Here is a 16,768-nt window from a genome sequence, read left to right on the forward strand (position 1 = left end):
CCGGCATCGAGTCACCATCCCGCCGCCCGGCATCATCACGCACCGCAACCGTCACGTTGCCGAGAAGACCTCAGTGCCGTACCCCTTACTCAGCCCCCTTGCTCACCGGCCTCCCAACATTCTTCCGGGCATTCCCCACCACCACACCGTGTTTGCTGTCATCGGCGGGCATACGGTCGTGCCGCCGCCCCGACGGTCAGTCCAGGTCGGCCTGCCACAGGTCGGGGCCGAAGACCTCGTACTGGATGTCGCGCGCAGCGACCCCGCGCTCGATCAGCCGGCTCCGTACGGCCTGCATGAAGGGCAGCGGCCCGCACAGGTAGTAGAGGGCGTCACCGGGGAGGTCGACGGCGGAGAGGTCTATCTGTCCCTCGAAGACGCCGGTCACCGGTTCGAGGCTGTGCGCGCCCTTCTCGTACCAGAGGTACATCCGCGCGTCCCGCAGTGCCAGCACGTCGTTGACCACTTGCCGCCGCAGCGGGAAGGACGCCTCGTCGAGGTCGGCGTGCAGCACGGTGATCGGCAGCCCGGAGTCGGCCGCGACCAGGTGCGACAGCATGCCCGCCATGGGGGAGACCCCGATGCCCGCACTGGCGAACACCACCGGCCGTCCCGAGTCGTCGAGCACCACGTCGCCGTACGGCAGCGACAGCGTCAGGTCGTCGCCCACCCCGACGGAGTCGTGCAGCAGCGCCGACATCTCGCCGTCGGGGTCACCACCCTCGCCACGCACCCGCTTCACCGAGAACTGGCGGTGCTCGCCGTCGTCGGCGCGGGTCAGGCTGTACTGGCGAGGCTGGAGCTTCCCGTCGGGCATCCGCATCCGGACGGTGACGTACTGGCCCGGCAGTGAGGTCTTCACCAGGCGGTCGTCGTTCCGCTTGACCACGAAGGTGACCACGTCGTCGGTCTCCTTGATCTTCCGCTCCACCCGCCAGTCCCGCCAGACCGTCTCCGGCCGGACCCCGCGGGCGCTGTAGAGGCCGCGCTCCTGGTTGATCAGGGCATTGGCCATCAGCCAGTACACCTCGTCCCAGGCCGCGGCCACCTCCGCGGTGACCGCACTGCCCAGGACGTCGCCGATCGCCCACATCAGGTGGTCGTGGACGACCTGGTACTGGTCCGGGCGGATGCCGAGCGAGGCGTGCTTGTGGGCGATCCGGCGCAGCAGTTGCTCCGGCACCCGCTCCGGTGTCTCCACCAGGGTCGTTGCGAACGCGGCCACCGAGCCGGCCAGGGCCTGCTGCTGGTGGCCGTGCGCCTGGTTGCCGCGGTTGAAGACGCCGTCGAGGAGCTCGGGATGCGCGGAGAACATGTGCCGGTAGAAGCGCTGGGCGATCTCACCGATGTGGTCGGCGACCGCGGGGAGTGTGGCGGTGATGACGGGGCGGGACGTGTCGGAGAGCATGTGGCTTCCCTCCGGGGTCGGCGGGGACTCCTGGCCCGCTCCAGGTACCCGCCCCCTCCTGAGCGACACGGACTGTCGGCAGCCGGACAGTCCCCACGGTCTGCGTGATCAGCGTCAGCCCCGGCGAGAAAAGAAGCGGCGCCGCATTCGGTCACCGATCTCACCCACGACGATCACCAGCACAGCACTCGCCGCGCATTCCACAAGGCTCGCTGACTGACCGGGCATCTTGCCCAAGAGCCAGAAAACAGCGGTGACAGTCGCCCACCACATGGCCCACAAGCTGATGACAGACCGTCAGCGCCGCCTCTTCACGGCATCACGATACGTCTGCCGATGTCCTCACCCGGATGGCCGGGGTCCGGGAACAGCTACTACCGGTAACCCGGCCCTCGCGAAGTGGGCGGCCATCAGCACGTTGGTCTGGTCCGTCCCGGCCACGATACGGTCCACGCCCTCGTCGGGGAGCTTGTGCGTGGCCTCGACGAGCAGGTCATGGGCGTATCCGTGGCCGCGGTGCTCGGGCACCAGGCACGGTGCCGGGGCAGTCTTCGGCTTCGTGCGGACATGGAAAGAAGAACGGCAGGAGATCACTGTCGGCTCGAACGGGTGCTCCGTTCGGCGGCCGTTCCCGGAAGCCGGCGGGCGGAGTTCACGTAGCGCGCCCCGGCGCTGGTCCAGTGGTTGCCGGCGCGGCCGGTCGTGTTGGCGGTCTGGTTGTTGATCAGCAGGTGGAGGTGCACGGGGAAGTCGCGGGGTCGGGCTCGGTGAATGCTCGCCGGCTGTGCACGAGCAGCTCACGCATCCCTGGGCTGTGCGTGTTCTTCCAGATCAGGGCGAGCAATGCGGGTGTGTCGACGTCATCGATGGTGCGGGCGGTGAGCCGGTCACGGTAGCGCGCGGCCATGGAGTCGCTGAGGACGGCGACGGCGAGCCCGCGGACGGCAAGGCCGGCAATGGCGTCCGCGGCGCCGGCTTGCAGAGTGATCGAGGGATGGAGGCTCTGTGCGGCGCACGCCTGGTCGAATACCGTGCGCAGGCCGGTGCCGGGCGGCATGCACACGATCGGGTGGGCGATCAGGTCGCGCAAGGTGACCCGCTGCTGTTTCGCCAAGGGGTGCCCGGCCGGGACTGCCGCGACGAGCCGCTCGCTGATGATGGTCAGCGCGTCCAGCCCGTCGGGGGTGGCGGTTGCGGTCCCGATGAGTGCCAGGTCGACGGCGCCGGTGCGCACCCCCTCGACGAGCCGGTCGGAGCTGTCCTCCAGCAGTGAGATCTCCACACCGGGATGTGCCTGGTGGAACGCGGCGAGGGCGTCGAACAGCGGGGTGAGGGTGCAGCCGATGACCATCCCGACGGTGAGCCGACCCCGGATCAGGTCGGTCACCTCACCCACCGCCTGGCCGACCGCTTCCGCGGCGGCGAGTGCGGCGCGGGCGTGTTCGAGTGCGGCCTTTCCCGCGACGGTGAGGGTGACGGTGCGGGCCGACCGGTCGAACAGCTCGGCACCGAGTTCCTGCTCCAGCTGACGGATCTGGGCGCTGACGCCGGACTGGCTGATGTGCACCCGCTCGGCCGCCCGGGTGAAATTCTGCTCCTCGGCGACCGCGACGAAGTATTCCAGTTGCCTCAGCTCCATGACTGTGGATTCTAGCTTCCATGAGATCCATCTGTTGGACGTCTGGTCAGTGGGCGGCCACGCTGGAAAGCGCCGAAGTCCGACGTCAGGAGGAATCCATGCCGGAGTACGAGAAGGCCATGCGGCCCGAGGACATCACCCGCTTGTTCGTCGAACGATCCAACGCCGGTGACGCGGCCGGGGTCGCCGCACTCTACGAAGAGGGCGCGGTGATGGCCTATCCGCCCGGCGACCGGACGGTGGGCCGGGAGGCGATTCGTGCGCTGTGGGAGAAGGTGCTGGCCGACCGTCCTCGTTTCGAGCCGGAACAACCGCTGCCGACGCTGATCAGCGATGGCATCGCCCTCACCTCGACTCCTCCGAAGGACGGGGCCGGTGCCCGGGCACAGGTCGTCCGGCGCCAGCCAGACGGAAGCTGGCTGCGTCTGCTCGACCAGCCCGAGTTCGTCCCGCCCGCCCGCTGACCCCCTCGCCTCCGTGAGTTCGTGAAACTGGAGGCTGTCGGGGGTGGACCCGGGGGCCGGTGCCCCCTAGTGTCAAGGAGTTGACCCGTGGGTTCGTGGTGAAGTCGCGGGGTCGGTTTCCGGGACCGTTCCATGAGAGCGCGAGCGGAGTTCGCGTAGCGGATCACGGTCTTGTCGTCGAGGCCGAGGACTTCCGCAAGGTGTGGCGGGTCGGGGTCTTCGACCGTGTCCTCTTCGAGCTGCCCGCTCATGCCCGCGCTGATCAGCAGCAGGAAGAACGCGCCGACCGTGGCGCCGAGCCGGACGTACCAGCGCCACACGGGCAGGACCCGCACCGCCACCATGGAGGGGATCGTCACGAGAAGGCTGAGCCCGGAGCTCAGTGCCCCGACCAGAGTTCCCAGGGTCAGGAGGCCGAGCAAGGCGGGGGTGGTCTTCCGCCGGGGCGGGACGGGAGTGCGAGCGGGAGCCGGATCCGTCGGACGGCCTGCGGACGTTCGGGGCGCTCGTCCAGGCGTTGCGCGAGCACGCGGGGCTGAGCCGGGCGCGGTTCGGGGAACTGGTCCGGTTCTCCAGGTAAACGGTGGAGTCAGTGGAGTTAGGCGGTGGATGCCGGACCTGTCGTTCGTGGAGCGGGTGAACGAACGCTCGTTGCCGAACTTCTTCCAACAAAGTCCAACAGCCCGTAGTCTCTTCACTCGGCAGTCGCACCAGGGAACGCTTCAGGACGCCTGACGAGGGAGACATGCAGATGGCTCACTTTCCCGGGTGGAGAACCCGGTCCGGCACTCCCGTACGCACTGCGCTCGCCACGCTCGCCGCAGGGCTGCTGTGCGCCACCGCGCTCGGCGCACCGGCGTCGGCCACAGGGGCTCCGGAGGAGTCCCGCGCCTCCCCGACGGCCCCGGCGGAGAGCGGCGAGCATCGCGAGCACCTGGCACTGACACCACCGATGGGGTTCAACAACTGGAACTCGACCCACTGCAGAGCGGAGTTCGACGAGGAGTTGGTCAAGGGCATGGCCGACCTCTTCGTGGAGAAGGGGCTCAAGGGCGCCGGGTACGAGTACATCAACCTCGATGACTGCTGGGCTCTGCCCCAGCGTGACGCCGAGGGCAAGCTCGTGCCCGACCCGGAGAGGTTCCCCCACGGCATCAAGGCCGTCGCCGACTACGTGCACGGCAAGGGCCTGAAGTTCGGCATCTACACCAGCGCGGGAACGAAGACGTGCAGCAGCATCGGCTTCCCCGGCGCACTGGGCCACGAGTACAGCGACGCCCAGCAGTTCGCCGACTGGGGTGTCGACTACCTCAAGTACGACAACTGCAACAACGAGGGCGTGGACGCGAAGCAGCGCTACACGACCATGCGCGACGCGCTGGAGGCCACCGGGCGTCCGATCCTCTACAGCCTCTGCGAGTGGGGTGAGAACAAGCCCTGGGAATGGGCCAGGGGCGTCGGGCAGTCATGGCGCACCACGGGGGACATCAGTGACGACTGGGACTCCATGCTGTCGATCATGAAGGAGAACCTGCCCCTCGACGAGTACGCGGGCCCGGGCGGCTGGAACGACCCGGACATGCTGGAGGTGGGCAACGGCGGCATGACCGACACCGAGTACCGCACCCACTTCTCGATGTGGTCGGTCATGGCCGCGCCCCTGCTCATCGGCGCGGACCTCCGGTCGGCGCCGCAGTCGGCCTTCGACATCCTCTCCAACGAGGAGGTCATCGCCGTCGACCAGGACGAGCTGGGCAAGCAGGGCAAGGTGATCAGTTCCGAGGACGGCCGCTGGGTCGTGGTCAAGGAGCTGGCCGACGGCAGTCGCGCGGTGGCCCTGTTCAACGAGAGCGACCGGCCGCAGCGGATTTCCACCACGGCGCGTACGGCCGGCCTGCCGCACGCGGCCGGCTATCGGGTGCGGGACCTGTGGGAGCACCGCTCCACCCACACGGCGGGCGAGATCTCCGCGACCGTGCCCGCACACGGAACCGTGCTGGTGCGGGTGGGCCCGGACCGCGGCTGGGCCCAGCTGCCGCCCGCCGTGGACTCCGGAGCGGGCGGCGTCGCGATCACCGAGGCGGGCGACAGCGCACGGCTCACCGCGGTGACCGCGAACCTCGGACGCCGCCCGGTGCACTCCGTTTCCATCGCGCTGACCGGCCCCGAGGGGTGGCGGACGAAGGCCGACTCCCGTCCCGGGAGCCCGCTGCTCCGTGGTGGCGCGGAGTTCCGGACCACGTGGCGGGCGACGGTTCCGGAGGGCACCGACCCCGGTACCTACGAGCTGAAGCTCACCACGACGTACCGCACGCCGTCCGGGCGGGAGGTCCGTTCCGTCTCCCCGGTCCAGGTGAAGGTGTCCGTCGCGCCGGAGGACGGCACCACCTACCTCAGCGACCTCACACCGCTGACAGCGGTCAGCGGCTGGGGGCCGGTGGAGAAGGACCGGAGCAACGGCGAGAAGGCGGCCGGTGACGGCGGGACGCTCACCATCGGCGGCCGCACCTGGGACAAGGGCCTGGGCGTGCACGCCCACAGCAGCGTCGAGTACTTCACCGCGGGGCGCTGCGAACAGGTCACGGCCCTGGTCGGTCTCGACGACGAGACGGGTGCGCGTGGCACCGTCGCCTTCGAGATCCGTGCCGACGGCGAGCGCGCGGCCGCCACCGGCCTCCTCACCAACTCCCAGGACGCGCAGCAACTCACCGCTGAGGTGAGCGGCGCCCGGACCGTCACGCTGGTCGTCACCGATGGCGGCGACGCCAACGAGTACGACCACGCCGACTGGGCGGACCTGAAGATCACCTGCTGAGAACTCCGGTGGCCGGACCCGCCGTCGGGCCCGGCCACCGTCTGCATGCCGGGATCCTGTGGCCGTGCTCCTGACCCCACGAGGGGCCATCCCGCAGCGCCCGATGTCCCGCCGACCCGAGACGCTCGACTCCGACAGCTCATGTGCGCACTCACGGACAGGCGCCGCACCCAGGTCGGAGCACGAAACCGGGCTGGAGCGCTACCGGAGCGCTGAGAGGGGATATGTCTCGTTAACGTCGTCAACGGTCGCCTTGCATTGATGCAGACAGGCGGGCTGTGTACGGTGGAGGGCATGTCACAGAACCCGGCCACTCCGACGAACCCGCTGGTGACAGGTTCCGAGATCGCCCGTATCGCGGGTGTGACCCGAGCTGCCGTGTCCAACTGGAGGCGGCGGTACGACGACTTCCCCGCTCCGGCCGGAGGCGGGGCCAACAGCCCTCTCTTCGACCTGGCCGAGGTGCAGGCGTGGCTGAACAAGCAGCACAAGGGACAGGACGTCACCGACGAGGTCCAGCTGTGGCAGGTGCTGCGCGGAGCCTACGGCGACGACATCCTCGGCGGGCTCGCGGACGTCGCTCAGGCTCTCGCCGTCCCCGGGGGCGAGGAGCCGTCCGTACTGCCGGCGCAGGCTGTCCGCCTGGCCCGCCGCATGGCGGAGGAGAGTTCCCCGGCCGACGTGGTGAACGGGCTGGCCGAGCGGTTCACGGAGTCCGTGCGGCGGGCCGGATCCGATCAGGTGACCTCGCCCCGCGTCATCCGTGCCGTCCGGCACAGCGCCGGTGACCTCGCGCCCGACGCGGTGCTGTTCGACCCGGCCTGCGGAATCGGCACCCTCCTCCTGACCACCGGGACGAACCGCGGCAGCAGGCGGTACGGCCAGGAAGTGGACACCCACAGCGCACGGTTCGCGCGTTGGAGGGCCGAGCTCGCGAAGCCGGCTCCCGTCGAGGTCAGGCAGGGTGACTCCCTGCGCGCCGACCAGTGGCCGGACCTCAAGGCCGACCTCGTCGTCTGCGACCCGCCGGTGAGCGACACCGACTGGGGGCGGGAGGACCTGCTCCTCGACCCGCGCTGGGAACTCGGCACGCCCTCCCGGGCCGAGGGCGAGCTCGCCTGGCTCCAGCACGCCTACGCGCACACCGCGCCGGGCGGCCGGGTCGTCATGGTGATGCCGGCGTCGGTCGCCTACCGCAAGGCCGGCCGCCGTATCCGCGCCGAGCTCGTCCGTCGCGGCATCCTGACCCAGGTCACCGCTCTGCCCCCGGGCACGGCTGCCGCGCACTCCCTGCCCGTACACCTGTGGCAGCTGCGGCGGCCACGGACACCGGGCGACACCGCCGCCACCGTCCGCATGGTCGACCTCACGGCCAACGACCCGGACGGGCCCCTGGAGCCGCGCCCCGAGCAGGTCACCGACGTCGCTCAGATCGACCTGCTGGACGATCTGGTGGACCTCACCCCGGGCCGCCACGTCGACGGGTCCCACCGTGACTTCGTCACCGAATACGACGCCCTGCACCGCGAGTTGGCCGAGCAGCTGCAACGCCTGGGTGAACTGCTCCCCACCCTGGCCGCCGGTGAGGGACCCGGCCCCCTCAACGGGGCCAGTGTGAGCGTCGCCGACCTCGTCAGGGCCGGACTGGTCGAGTACGTGGACCCGGAACCGGTCTCGGTCAGCGACCAGCTCGACACGGACTTCCTCCAGGGCTTCCTGCACAGCGCCGTCAACAGCCGCCGCTCCACCACCACCAGCGGCACCTTCCGGTTCGACGGCAAGGGCGCCCGCATCCCTCAGATGGACATCGCGGCGCAGCGCCGCTACGGAGCGGTCTTCGGCGCACTCAGGGAGTTCGAGGAGCGGTCGCGAAGGGTGGCCGAACTGAGCAGGCAGATCGCCGCACTGGCGCGGGACGGACTCAGCAACGGCGCCCTGGAGCCCGGCGACTGACGGGACGCGACGGCGTCGACGCCCCGGACTCACCGGGGCAGGAACGGGCTGCCCGACACACTCCACGGGACCGTAAACGCTTCCCGGGAGCTCGCGCACGCCACAGACAGCGGGCACCCCTCGGCAACAGGGGCCGGACGTCTCCGGTTGAGGCTTGTCGACGACGGTGCGCACCGCACGGAGTGCTTGGTCGTCGAGGCGGGGTTCATGCAGCACCGTGTCCGAGTGCCGGGCGAACCACAGGCAACCGGCAGCGGCGGCTGCCTTCTCCGGGTGCGGCGTCACCCGCTCGACCGCCACCACGGTGCGGACCTCGAGCGCCCTGGTCGCCGCGTTCGTTGTGTACAGCCGTTCGGCGGCCCAGGTGCAGGCGTCGTTGTGGCGGACGACAGCCAGCAGTAGGAAGACATCGCTGCCGTTGTCCGGGGTGAGGACCACCCTGTGCCGGAAGCCGATGATGCGGATGGTTCGCATCCGCGTACCGCGTGCCTTTTCGAGAGCGTCGTAGCTCCCCCGGAAGCTGTTGGCGAATGCAGGCTGCAGCACGCGTTCCCGGCCCTGAAGAGGCGGTCGTCCGGGGCCCGGTGGCGCATTGGATGCACGCTGCCCGACCACCGTCTCATCGCGTGAACACCTCTGGTGATTCTGTTGACATCGCCAACGTGTCGCACCTATGGTTCACCTGTGCAGCCCCGCCGTGATTGAGGTGCCGGGGCGTGTACGTGAACATCCGGCACTGCCCTTGGGGGGACCATGCACGCCCGTATCCGAATCGCCGCCGCCGTAGCCGCCGCCGTCGGTGCGCTCACTCTCACTGCCTGCGACACCGGCAGCACCGTCGTCGACAAGCCGAAGGACAACGCCGCAGCCCCGGCGGACAGCGGCAAGGACGCCGCGAAGGAGAAGTCGAAGGAGAAGTCCGAGGCTCCCGAGGTCGCCAAGGTCGGCGACACCCTCACCCTTGAGGGCTTCGAGGAGGGCAGCAAGCTCGACGTCACCGTCGTCAAGGTCGCCGACCCCGCCAAGTCGGCCGACGAGTTCATGGAGCCCGCCTCCGGCAAGCGGTTCGTCGGCGTCCAGTTCCAACTCGTCAACACCGGTGAGGCGGCCTACAGCGACAGCCCGTCCAACGGCGCCCAGGTCGCGGACAGCGAGGGCCAGCAGTTCGACGCCACCTTCGGGGACATCACGGCCGGGCCGTCCATGGCCTCCAGTCTGAAGCTCAAGCCCGGTGCCAAGGGCCTCGGCTGGATCGTCTTCGAGGTTCCCGAGGCGGCGAAGGTCGACACCGTGCAGTTCACCATGGACTCCGGGTTCGCCGACAAGACCGGCGAGTGGAAGCTGCGGTAACCGCAGTTACTTGCAGTTGCAGGAGTCGCCCCGGGAGGTCGCGTCAGCCATTCCGCATGCGCCGCGCGACCTCCGCGACGTCGGCGAGCAGCCCCGCCGACTCCTGGTCCAGGTCGAGGGCGTGCTGGTGGATCAGGATGCCCGCGTGGCGCACCCGGTGGACCGCGTGCGAGGCGTTGCCCTTCGCGTAGACCAGGTGTCCCTCGTCCAGGCCGAGGGCGGTGCAGTACGCCAGCATCTGGTACAGATCGGCGTCCGGGTAACCGCTCCGCTTCTCCGCCTTGTACTTCGCGTCCGCGACGGCGCACGGAGTGCCGTCCGGCCCGTACAGCACGAAGTCCGGCCGCATGCGGACGGCGGCGGCCTCGTCGAGGTGGTGGCCGTCCTGGAAGCGGGCGGTGCGGCCCGACCCGCGCAGGGCGTCGCGCAGGGCTACGGTCACGAAGTCCTCGAAGAGCTTGTTCATGTCGAACAGGAACCCGTCGATGCGCAGCCCGCCGGGCCCGTGCTCCGGTGAGGCGTCCTGCAGCACGGCCCGCGCCAGGTGCAGGGCGTGGTGGTATCGGGCGTTGAGGCGGCTCGGACGCCACTCGGGCAGGGGCCGGCCGCGCACCGGCACCGTGACGTCCGCCAACCGCGCACGCTGGTGCAGCAGCCTCCGGCGCACCTCGCGTGGCACCCCGGGCAGCCGCAACAGCCGCAACAGCCGCAACAGCCGCTCGACGGCCGCCCGCAGGATCCGGTTCTCCGCGATGTCCGTCGTGAACTCGTCGTACGTCACCTCCACCGGCAGCGTCGCCCCGAACCGGCGCCGTATCTGCTCGGCCTCCCGGACCCGCCCCCGCACGACCACCGAGGTCTCCTCCGTCACCCGGTAACCCTGCAACAGCCCCTGCCGCAGGGCCCGGTCCACCTGCCGCTCCACCGCGTGGGCGAGCGCCGGCAACAGGTCCCGGTGCTCGGCCACCTCGACCTCACCGTCCCGCCAGGCGCCGGTGGGGTCGAGGCCGTAGCCGAGCAGGAAGAAGAGACGTGCGATGGGCACCTTGGGGGCGATGCGGACCGTGAGCGGATCGTCGTGGCCCGGCACCGTGAGCGTGACGGCTCCGACCTTGCTGCCCGCCCGCAGCGACCAGCGGCCCGGGGAGTACGGGTCCGGTGCGGCGTCCACGAGGCGCAGCTCCGCGAGCGCCCGCCCCACGCCGTCCGGCAGAGCCACGCTGACCGCCGGGGCATGCTCGACGAGTTCGACGACCGGCGTCACCCCGACGACTCCCGCAGCGCCGCCAGCCCGTACCGCTTCTCGACGTCCACGCCCTCGCCGTAGTGGTGCTCCTCGAGCAACGGAAGGATCTTCGTCCGCCAGGTGCGATCTAGGCCGCCCTCCCGGTACACGCCCTTCTTCATCAGGTACGAGGGCCCGATACGGAAGTCCGGGTCGTCGATCCGCGTGTTGAGCGCGTCGAGCAGGTCCGCCGGCTCGGAGTCCTTCCCCTCCCGCTCCAGCCACCTCCGCAGCAGGCCGCTCGTCGGCTCGACGCGCGGGGACAGCTCGACGAAGGCGAAACGCCGGCGCATCGCGGCGTCCACGAGCGCGATGGACCGGTCGGCGGTGTTCATCGTCCCGATCACGAACAGGTTCGGCGGCAGCGCGAAGTCGTCCCCGGAGTACGTCAGCCGCACCGACTTGTTGCGGTACTCCAGCAGGAAGTACAGCTCGCCGAAGACCTTCGCGAGGTTGGCGCGGTTGATCTCGTCGATGATCAGGAAGTGCGGGATGTGCCGGTTGCCCTCGCGGGACGCGAGATCGGCGAGCTCGCGCAGCGGCCCGGCGGTGAGCCGGAAGGCCACCTCGCGGGTCTCCGGATCCTCCTGCGGCCGGAACCCCTCGAAGAAGTCCTCGTAGGAATAGGAGGGGTGGAACTGAACGAGCTTCACCTGCTCGGGGCCGCCGCCGAGGAACTCGGCGAGCTTGAGGGCGAGGTAGGTCTTGCCGGTGCCGGGTGGTCCGTAGAGCACGAGCTGCCGCTCGTCCCAGAGCAGATCGCGCACTTCCTCCAGCCACGCCGCGTCGTGTACGAGTAGGTCGGCGGCCAGCTCCTCCGTCGGTCGGGGCAGTTCCAGCTCCCGACGGGCCGTGAGGGCGGGGATCTCCACGCTGGGATCGCGGTCGGTGGCCTCGGCCTCGTCGATCAGGTCCTGGTCACTCAGTCCGAGGCCGTCGATGAGGTCCTTGACCACGGTGAGGTCGACCACGTCGTGCTGGGCGGAGAGGCGCTGCTGCAGTTCCTCCGGCAACTCGTCATAGGGATGCCCTTGATCCGCCCAGTCCACCGGCCGGCGCAGATTGGACCGTCCGTCCTCGGAGTCGACCTGCTCGGCGGGGCCCGAGACCTCCCCGACATGGAGTCGCCCACCGGAGATCGTGCACATCGTGTCGCCGGGCCGCATGCGGGAGAGGAACGCGTGGATTTCCTCGACCAGTTGCATCTTCTGGTTGTACGTCGCGGTGGACGCGTAGTCCTCGTCCACGGCCGTGCGCAGCCGGTCCTTGCTGACGCCCTGCTCGACGCCCTTCCTCAAATGACGGGCCGAGAGGGAAACCAGCCCCTCGGGCAGCCACAGCCGCTGCACGAGGTCGAGACCGGAGACGTTGGAACCCCGCACCAGCCAGGCCCTGCTGCGTCCCCACCAGACCTGGTCGAGGTAGTCGGCGAGCGGATGCCCGTCGGCCGACTTCCATTCCTGCCACCCGTTGGAGCTGCGTCCGACCAGGATCTCAGCGGCGGCCGACGGAGAGTTGCACTCGACGTCCCGGGTCGTCTCCAGCCAGCCCGGCCAACGGGTGGACTCGACCAGTGTCCCCGCGGCGATCAATCGCTGACGCAGCCGGTACGACGACTGCATGCGCTGCGGGAACGAGGGCACGACCTCCGTCCGGCCGGGCGACCCGGCCAGGACGACGAACTTCTGACTGCCGTTGGTGCCCTTGTCCGCGAGCAGCCGACCCCGGGCCTCGGGCCCGTCGTTGGGCAGCCGCAGCCGGAACTCCGGGTACTGCGCCGTCCCGGAGGGGGATTCGTGCTCCTCGCTCACACCTGCTCCTCGTCCGTGGAGAGCCTGGACCGTCTTCCAGGGGGACTGGGCGAGAACCTGCTTGCGCTCCGCGTCGGCACGGGCCTCGTCCTCGGCCACCGTGACCCGGTCGAAAACGGTGGCCGCCGCCCACACATCCACCCCACCGTGTATGGGGCCATCATGCCGGACATGAAGTGCGAGTCATCGGGAACAGGAGACTGCGGATACCCGAGTGACTCGGCACCATGTGGCGTGGCGACTGCTGCGGGAGCGGTGCGTGGCGTGCACACAGGGGTTGATGACGGGTTGGGTGTGCTGACCGAGGGAGAGCCGTGACGGACTGGATCTACATCCTCAATCCGAACAAGGACACGCTGGACGGGGAGCCGTCCGACAAGGAGACGATGTATCGGCTGGCGGAGGAGGAGCCGGAACTCGAACTCTGGCTCAGTCGCCGCAACCGCATGAAGCGGGGCGACCGCCTGTGGTTCTTCTTCACCGACCCGGAGTCGGCGGTCGCCGCGGTGGCCGAGGTCAATGGGGAGCCCCGGGAAAACCTGGAGGACCCCGGTGTCCCGTACCTGGTCGGGGCGGCTCTGCTCCCCGAGGCGACGAAGGCGCTGTACCGCGACCCCGTGGGCCGGGACGAACTGGGACTCGGGCAGGTGCGGTCGGTGCAGAAGGTGAAGCCGGAGGCACTGCCGGTGCTGCTGGCGCGGGCGGGTCTCTGACCGGCACGGCAGCGGCCACGCGCCCGGTGCCTCGGTAAGGCGACCGGCATGTCGTCCGCGCACCTGCTGATCATCGGAGACCGGGCCGCTCTGCGCTGGGTGGTGACCGGGCAGCGGATGGCGTTCCCGTCCGGGCGGGCCAAGGCGGCGCGGACGCTGGAGGAGGGCGACGAGATCTTCCTCTACACCACACGCGGCTGCTTCCGGAATCCGACCCGCGACCTGGGCCGGGTGATCGCCCGGGCCTCGGTCGCCACTCCCGTACGGGCCCTGGACGAACCGGTCGTCTTCGGCGACCGGTCCTTCCCGGAGGGCTGCCGCCTCGAGGTGTCCGGCCTGGCCCCCTTCCGCGACGGGCTCGTCCTGCGCGACCTGGTGCCCCGGCTGTCGGTCTTCCCGGACCGGCGACCTGGAGCGTGCGCATGCGGCGGGCGTCACTGGCGCTGCCACCGGGGGACGCGGACCTGGTGCGCACGGAACTGGAGCCGTTGCTGCGTCCGTACGACGAGGTCGCCGACGCCTACCGCTGGGAGTCGGCGCCATCCTGAGCCGGAGTACGGCTCCCACGACGTCCGGGGAGCCGGTACCCCTCTACTGCACCGGGCCCCGCAGCCTGATCGGTGTCCGGTTGCGCGCTCCGTCCAGGACCGTGTGGTCGATGGCAGGCCGGACCCGGGGCGTGGCCGCGGTGAGCGTGATGACGCCACGGTCGCTCAGCGCGGTCTGCCACTCGCCCGGCCGGGGCCGGGTACCGCGCTCGCCGGCGGCCTGCGCGAAGAGCCTCCGCACTCCGTCGCTCTGCCGGTCGTTGAGGCAGCCGGGGACGAGTTCCAGGTCCTGGCCCGGTATGACATACGGCTCCTGGGCGACGATGCGCCCCGCCACCAGAGCGGTCTTGTAGGCGTCCGTGTCCACCGTCGCGTCGGTGGAGGACGCCAGCGGGTCGTTCCAGTCCGGAGTGGCGGCCTGGTCCTGGACCGCCGCGCGTCCCACCCGGCGGAAGCCGTCGCAGTCCAGGAAGTGGACGGCGGGCTCGGGGGAGAGGGACCACAGAACGTTGGCCTGCGAGATGTCACCGATCACGAGTCCGGCGTCGTGGAACCAACCGATGGCCTCGACGCAGGCCAGCGCGAGAGCCCTGCGCTGCTCCGGGCCCGGCTGGGCAACGTCCTGCCAGGCCGCTTTGGACGGCCGGATCAGGTACTGCAGCTCGAGGAGCTTCGTTGCCCCCGTCGCGGTGCGCCACGACATGGGGGCGGGGGCCCGCCTCATGAGGAAGCCGAGCGTCCGGCCGCCCTCGACCACACGGCACAGGGGCCATGCGGCAAGGGCGTCGAGGCGGCTCCGGTCCGTCTGACCGAGGCCCTGTCGCAGCCCGACCAGGTCGGTGAGGGCGGTGCCGTTGACCTTGGACGGGTCCTTGTACTCCTTGAACAGGAGGGGGCCACCCGTGACCGCGTATACGTCACCCTGGCCGCCGCTGCCGATCCGTTCACCCAAGGCGAGCGACGACCGTGCGATGTCGGCTCCGTCTTCCGCGCTCATTTCGGCGCCTCCCACACACAGATGACGGTCCGGTCGTCGTCGTAGGACTTGGCCCTCGTCTGCGCCTGCCACAGGAAGTCGGACAGCGAAGGCACTTCAGGCCCGCCCCACGCGTTCGCGAGGCGCTGGGCGAACTCGGGGTCCTTCTGGGTGAGCGGGTTGGTGATGCCGTCGGTGCCCAGGAGGAGGACTTCGCCCGGTTCGGTGCGCAGCAGCTTGGCCTTGACGCTGCGATAGGCGTGCGGAAGAGCTTCGGTACGAGTGTCCAGGAGACTTCCGTCGTCCATCGGATTGCCCTGTTCCCACCGGCCGTCCCGCAGCACGAACAGACCGCCGTCCCCCACGCTGAACACGACACGCTCGCGGATGCGGGCGTCGGTCGGAACCAGCAGGACATGCAGGGTGGTGGCGTGCTCCTGACCTATACGCAGCTCGTTGACCGCGCCGGCGATCGCCTTGTTGGCGATCGCGCGGAGTTCACCCTCGTCCTGGGCGATCAGCGCCGCATGGATGTTCTCCGCCTCCCGGTCCAGGTGGAGAGCCGTCTGGCGAGTGACGCGGTACGAGCCGATGTGTGAGTACTTCGCGGAGCCCACTCCGTCGGCGACCGCCAGCAGCAGGAAGCCGGCCTCCGGTGGACCGACGCGCGTCACCGTCATGGCGTCCTGGCGGCAACTGCCCTCCCAGTTGTGGGAGTCACCGCGCACGGAGGCGGCCCGCACCGTCAGCCGTCCGACCTGGGCCCCGTCCAGTAGCACTGCCGGAGTGAAGGCCGCGAACTCGTCGCCGTCCCGCACGGAAGGGCACTGCAGAGGGTGGGGCGGATAGCTGGGGGGCCGTTGACCGACGTGCGCAGGCACCCCGCGCAACAGAGCGTCCCCGGATTCCGCAGGGGACGCAGGCGGCACGAGACGGTCCGTTGCCGGAGGCGCAGACTGCTCTGCGGAAGCGGCAAGCCCGAGCGTGCGCGTGTCGTGGACGACGATGTCGGTGGGCAGGCTCGCGAAGTGTTCGTCAAGACCGTCACCATGGGCGGGCCTGCCGAAACCCCTCACATCCCCATGCGCCCCGGGAGTTTCTCCGTGATGCATCGGGCCGCTCACAGCTTGTCCAGGGAAAGGCTGGTGAAGCCGGGCACCTGCTCGTCCACCTGGAGCTGGAAGCCCTCCCCGCCCTGGGCGGCCATGCTGGTCGCCGAGCTGACGATGGACCGGGTGAGGCTGGAGGCGAACTCACGCAGTGCGACGGCCGGGGTGATGGAGTCGTCCTGCTGGATGAACGCCTTGAAGTTGGCCACCTCGGTGATGGTCGCGGCGTCGGCGTCGCTGATCCCGAACGCGATGATCTTCGGCGCGTAACGGAACGCGTTCAAGTCGTCGAGCGCGCTGCGCCAGCCCTCGTCCGTGGGGATGCCGTCAGAGAGGAAGAACACCACGGGCCGGTAGACGTCGTGCCCCTCCGCCTTCAGCGCCGCGACGTCTTTCTCGATGGTGTCCTTGAGCAGCCGGAAGGCGGCACCGAAGGAGGTGACGCCGCCCGCCGACAGGGACGGCAGCTGCGTCAGCTCGCTCAGGTCGGTGAGCTGTTGCAGCACGGAGGCCTGGGTGGAGAAACCGATGAGCGCGAAGCGGGTCTTGTCCGCGACACTCGGATTGGTGCTGATCTCGTGGTGCAGGTCGGGCAACGCCGAGTTGATGGTGTCCACGCCGTCGCCGGCCATAGAGCCGGACTCGTCGCACACCAAGTAGAAGGGGAGGAGCTGCATGGGTTGGTTCTCCTGAGCTG

15 protein-coding genes and 2 pseudogenes are annotated in these 16,768 nt (G+C 69.8%); 7 read left to right on the forward strand and 10 right to left on the reverse strand.

The annotated features are described in order from the left end of the window. Positions 1 to 196: 196 nt before the first annotated feature. The 4 genes from JL475_RS27525 to JL475_RS27540 form a co-directional block, all read right to left on the reverse strand. On the reverse strand, positions 197 to 1,408 hold the full coding sequence (locus JL475_RS27525; protein ID WP_202280660.1) for a globin domain-containing protein: 1,212 nt from the start codon (positions 1,406 to 1,408) through the stop codon (positions 197 to 199). Between the two features lie 342 nt (positions 1,409 to 1,750). Next, positions 1,751 to 1,936: a GNAT family N-acetyltransferase gene (locus tag JL475_RS27530; RefSeq protein ID WP_202280661.1), complete on the reverse strand. Its 186-nt coding sequence runs from the start codon at positions 1,934 to 1,936 to the stop codon at positions 1,751 to 1,753. 62 nt (positions 1,937 to 1,998) lie between these two features. Beyond that, positions 1,999 to 2,151 carry a hypothetical protein gene (locus JL475_RS27535; RefSeq protein ID WP_202280662.1) on the reverse strand — a complete coding sequence of 51 codons (153 nt, stop codon included), beginning with the start codon at positions 2,149 to 2,151 and terminating at the stop codon, positions 1,999 to 2,001. After that, complete coding sequence (locus JL475_RS27540) at positions 2,133 to 3,047, reverse strand: LysR family transcriptional regulator (protein ID WP_202280663.1); 915 nt, start codon at positions 3,045 to 3,047, stop codon at positions 2,133 to 2,135. Before JL475_RS27540 ends, JL475_RS27535 begins: the two co-directional genes overlap by 19 nt. A 98-nt stretch (positions 3,048 to 3,145) precedes the next feature. Here JL475_RS27540 and JL475_RS27545 point away from each other — a divergent pair, with 98 nt between their 5' ends. The 4 genes and pseudogenes from JL475_RS27545 to JL475_RS27555 all read left to right on the forward strand — a co-directional run bounded on the left by JL475_RS27545 (position 3,146) and on the right by JL475_RS27555 (position 8,279). Further along, positions 3,146 to 3,511 (forward strand): nuclear transport factor 2 family protein, encoded by a 366-nt coding sequence (locus JL475_RS27545; RefSeq protein WP_202280664.1) that lies wholly within the window; start codon positions 3,146 to 3,148, stop codon positions 3,509 to 3,511. 382 nt (positions 3,512 to 3,893) lie between these two features. After that, positions 3,894 to 4,088 (forward strand): annotated as a pseudogene (locus tag JL475_RS41520) (transcriptional regulator); the annotation flags it as partial. 174 nt (positions 4,089 to 4,262) lie between these two features. Then, on the forward strand, positions 4,263 to 6,326 hold the full coding sequence (locus tag JL475_RS27550; RefSeq protein WP_202280665.1) for an NPCBM/NEW2 domain-containing protein: 2,064 nt from the start codon (positions 4,263 to 4,265) through the stop codon (positions 6,324 to 6,326). A gap of 294 nt (positions 6,327 to 6,620) precedes the next feature. Beyond that, positions 6,621 to 8,279 carry an N-6 DNA methylase gene (locus JL475_RS27555; protein ID WP_202280666.1) on the forward strand — a complete coding sequence of 553 codons (1,659 nt, stop codon included), beginning with the start codon at positions 6,621 to 6,623 and terminating at the stop codon, positions 8,277 to 8,279. A gap of 147 nt (positions 8,280 to 8,426) precedes the next feature. Here the strand turns inward: JL475_RS27555 and JL475_RS41750 are convergent. Further along, positions 8,427 to 8,825, reverse strand: a pseudogene (locus JL475_RS41750) (DNA helicase UvrD); the annotation flags it as partial. A 207-nt stretch (positions 8,826 to 9,032) separates the two neighbouring features. Here JL475_RS41750 and JL475_RS27560 point away from each other — a divergent pair. After that, positions 9,033 to 9,629, forward strand: coding sequence for a DUF4352 domain-containing protein (locus JL475_RS27560; protein ID WP_202280667.1), 597 nt, complete (start codon positions 9,033 to 9,035; stop codon positions 9,627 to 9,629). Positions 9,630 to 9,672: 43 nt separating this feature from the next. Here the strand turns inward: JL475_RS27560 and JL475_RS27565 are convergent, their stop codons facing one another. Then, complete coding sequence (locus JL475_RS27565) at positions 9,673 to 10,893, reverse strand: McrC family protein (RefSeq protein WP_202280668.1); 1,221 nt, start codon at positions 10,891 to 10,893, stop codon at positions 9,673 to 9,675. Then, positions 10,890 to 12,725 (reverse strand): DUF4357 domain-containing protein, encoded by a 1,836-nt coding sequence (locus tag JL475_RS27570; RefSeq protein ID WP_202280704.1) that lies wholly within the window; start codon positions 12,723 to 12,725, stop codon positions 10,890 to 10,892. The genes JL475_RS27565 and JL475_RS27570 overlap by 4 nt, the downstream gene beginning before the upstream one ends. A gap of 314 nt (positions 12,726 to 13,039) precedes the next feature. Between JL475_RS27570 and JL475_RS27575 the strand changes: the two genes are divergently transcribed. Together JL475_RS27575 and JL475_RS41285 are read left to right on the forward strand one after the other, a co-directional pair. After that, a complete protein-coding gene (locus JL475_RS27575; protein ID WP_202280669.1) occupies positions 13,040 to 13,438 on the forward strand; it encodes a hypothetical protein in 399 nt (132 codons plus the stop codon). Positions 13,439 to 13,860: 422 nt separating this feature from the next. Next, complete coding sequence (locus JL475_RS41285) at positions 13,861 to 13,986, forward strand: hypothetical protein (protein ID WP_272932978.1); 126 nt, start codon at positions 13,861 to 13,863, stop codon at positions 13,984 to 13,986. A gap of 43 nt (positions 13,987 to 14,029) precedes the next feature. On the opposite strand, the gene JL475_RS27585 is transcribed toward JL475_RS41285, so the two are convergent. The 3 genes from JL475_RS27585 to JL475_RS27595 form a co-directional block, all read right to left on the reverse strand. Then, positions 14,030 to 14,983, reverse strand: a complete 954-nt coding sequence (locus JL475_RS27585) for a hypothetical protein (RefSeq protein WP_202280670.1) — start codon at positions 14,981 to 14,983, stop codon at positions 14,030 to 14,032. Beyond that, a complete protein-coding gene (locus tag JL475_RS41290) occupies positions 14,980 to 15,780 on the reverse strand; it encodes a protein phosphatase 2C domain-containing protein (RefSeq protein WP_307825176.1) in 801 nt (266 codons plus the stop codon). Before JL475_RS41290 ends, JL475_RS27585 begins: the two co-directional genes overlap by 4 nt. A gap of 302 nt (positions 15,781 to 16,082) precedes the next feature. Further along, on the reverse strand, positions 16,083 to 16,748 hold the full coding sequence (locus JL475_RS27595) for a VWA domain-containing protein (protein WP_202280672.1): 666 nt from the start codon (positions 16,746 to 16,748) through the stop codon (positions 16,083 to 16,085). Between the last annotated feature and the right edge of the window lie 20 nt (positions 16,749 to 16,768).

Source organism: Streptomyces sp. M2CJ-2, from assembly GCF_016757295.1.
Classification (GTDB): Bacteria; Actinomycetota; Actinomycetes; order Streptomycetales; family Streptomycetaceae; genus Streptomyces.

Coding starts and splice junctions, on each gene's coding strand:
- JL475_RS27525 (WP_202280660.1), bottom strand. CDS start 1,408: ATGCTCTCCGACACGTCCCGCCCCGTCATCACCGCCACACTCCCCGCG.
- JL475_RS27540 (WP_202280663.1), bottom strand. CDS start 3,047: ATGGAGCTGAGGCAACTGGAATACTTCGTCGCGGTCGCCGAGGAGCAG.
- JL475_RS27545 (WP_202280664.1), top strand. CDS start 3,146: ATGCCGGAGTACGAGAAGGCCATGCGGCCCGAGGACATCACCCGCTTG.
- JL475_RS27550 (WP_202280665.1), top strand. CDS start 4,263: ATGGCTCACTTTCCCGGGTGGAGAACCCGGTCCGGCACTCCCGTACGC.
- JL475_RS27555 (WP_202280666.1), top strand. CDS start 6,621: ATGTCACAGAACCCGGCCACTCCGACGAACCCGCTGGTGACAGGTTCC.
- JL475_RS27560 (WP_202280667.1), top strand. CDS start 9,033: ATGCACGCCCGTATCCGAATCGCCGCCGCCGTAGCCGCCGCCGTCGGT.
- JL475_RS41285 (WP_272932978.1), top strand. CDS start 13,861: ATGCGGCGGGCGTCACTGGCGCTGCCACCGGGGGACGCGGACCTGGTG.
- JL475_RS27585 (WP_202280670.1), bottom strand. CDS start 14,983: ATGAGCGCGGAAGACGGAGCCGACATCGCACGGTCGTCGCTCGCCTTG.
- JL475_RS27595 (WP_202280672.1), bottom strand. CDS start 16,748: ATGCAGCTCCTCCCCTTCTACTTGGTGTGCGACGAGTCCGGCTCTATG.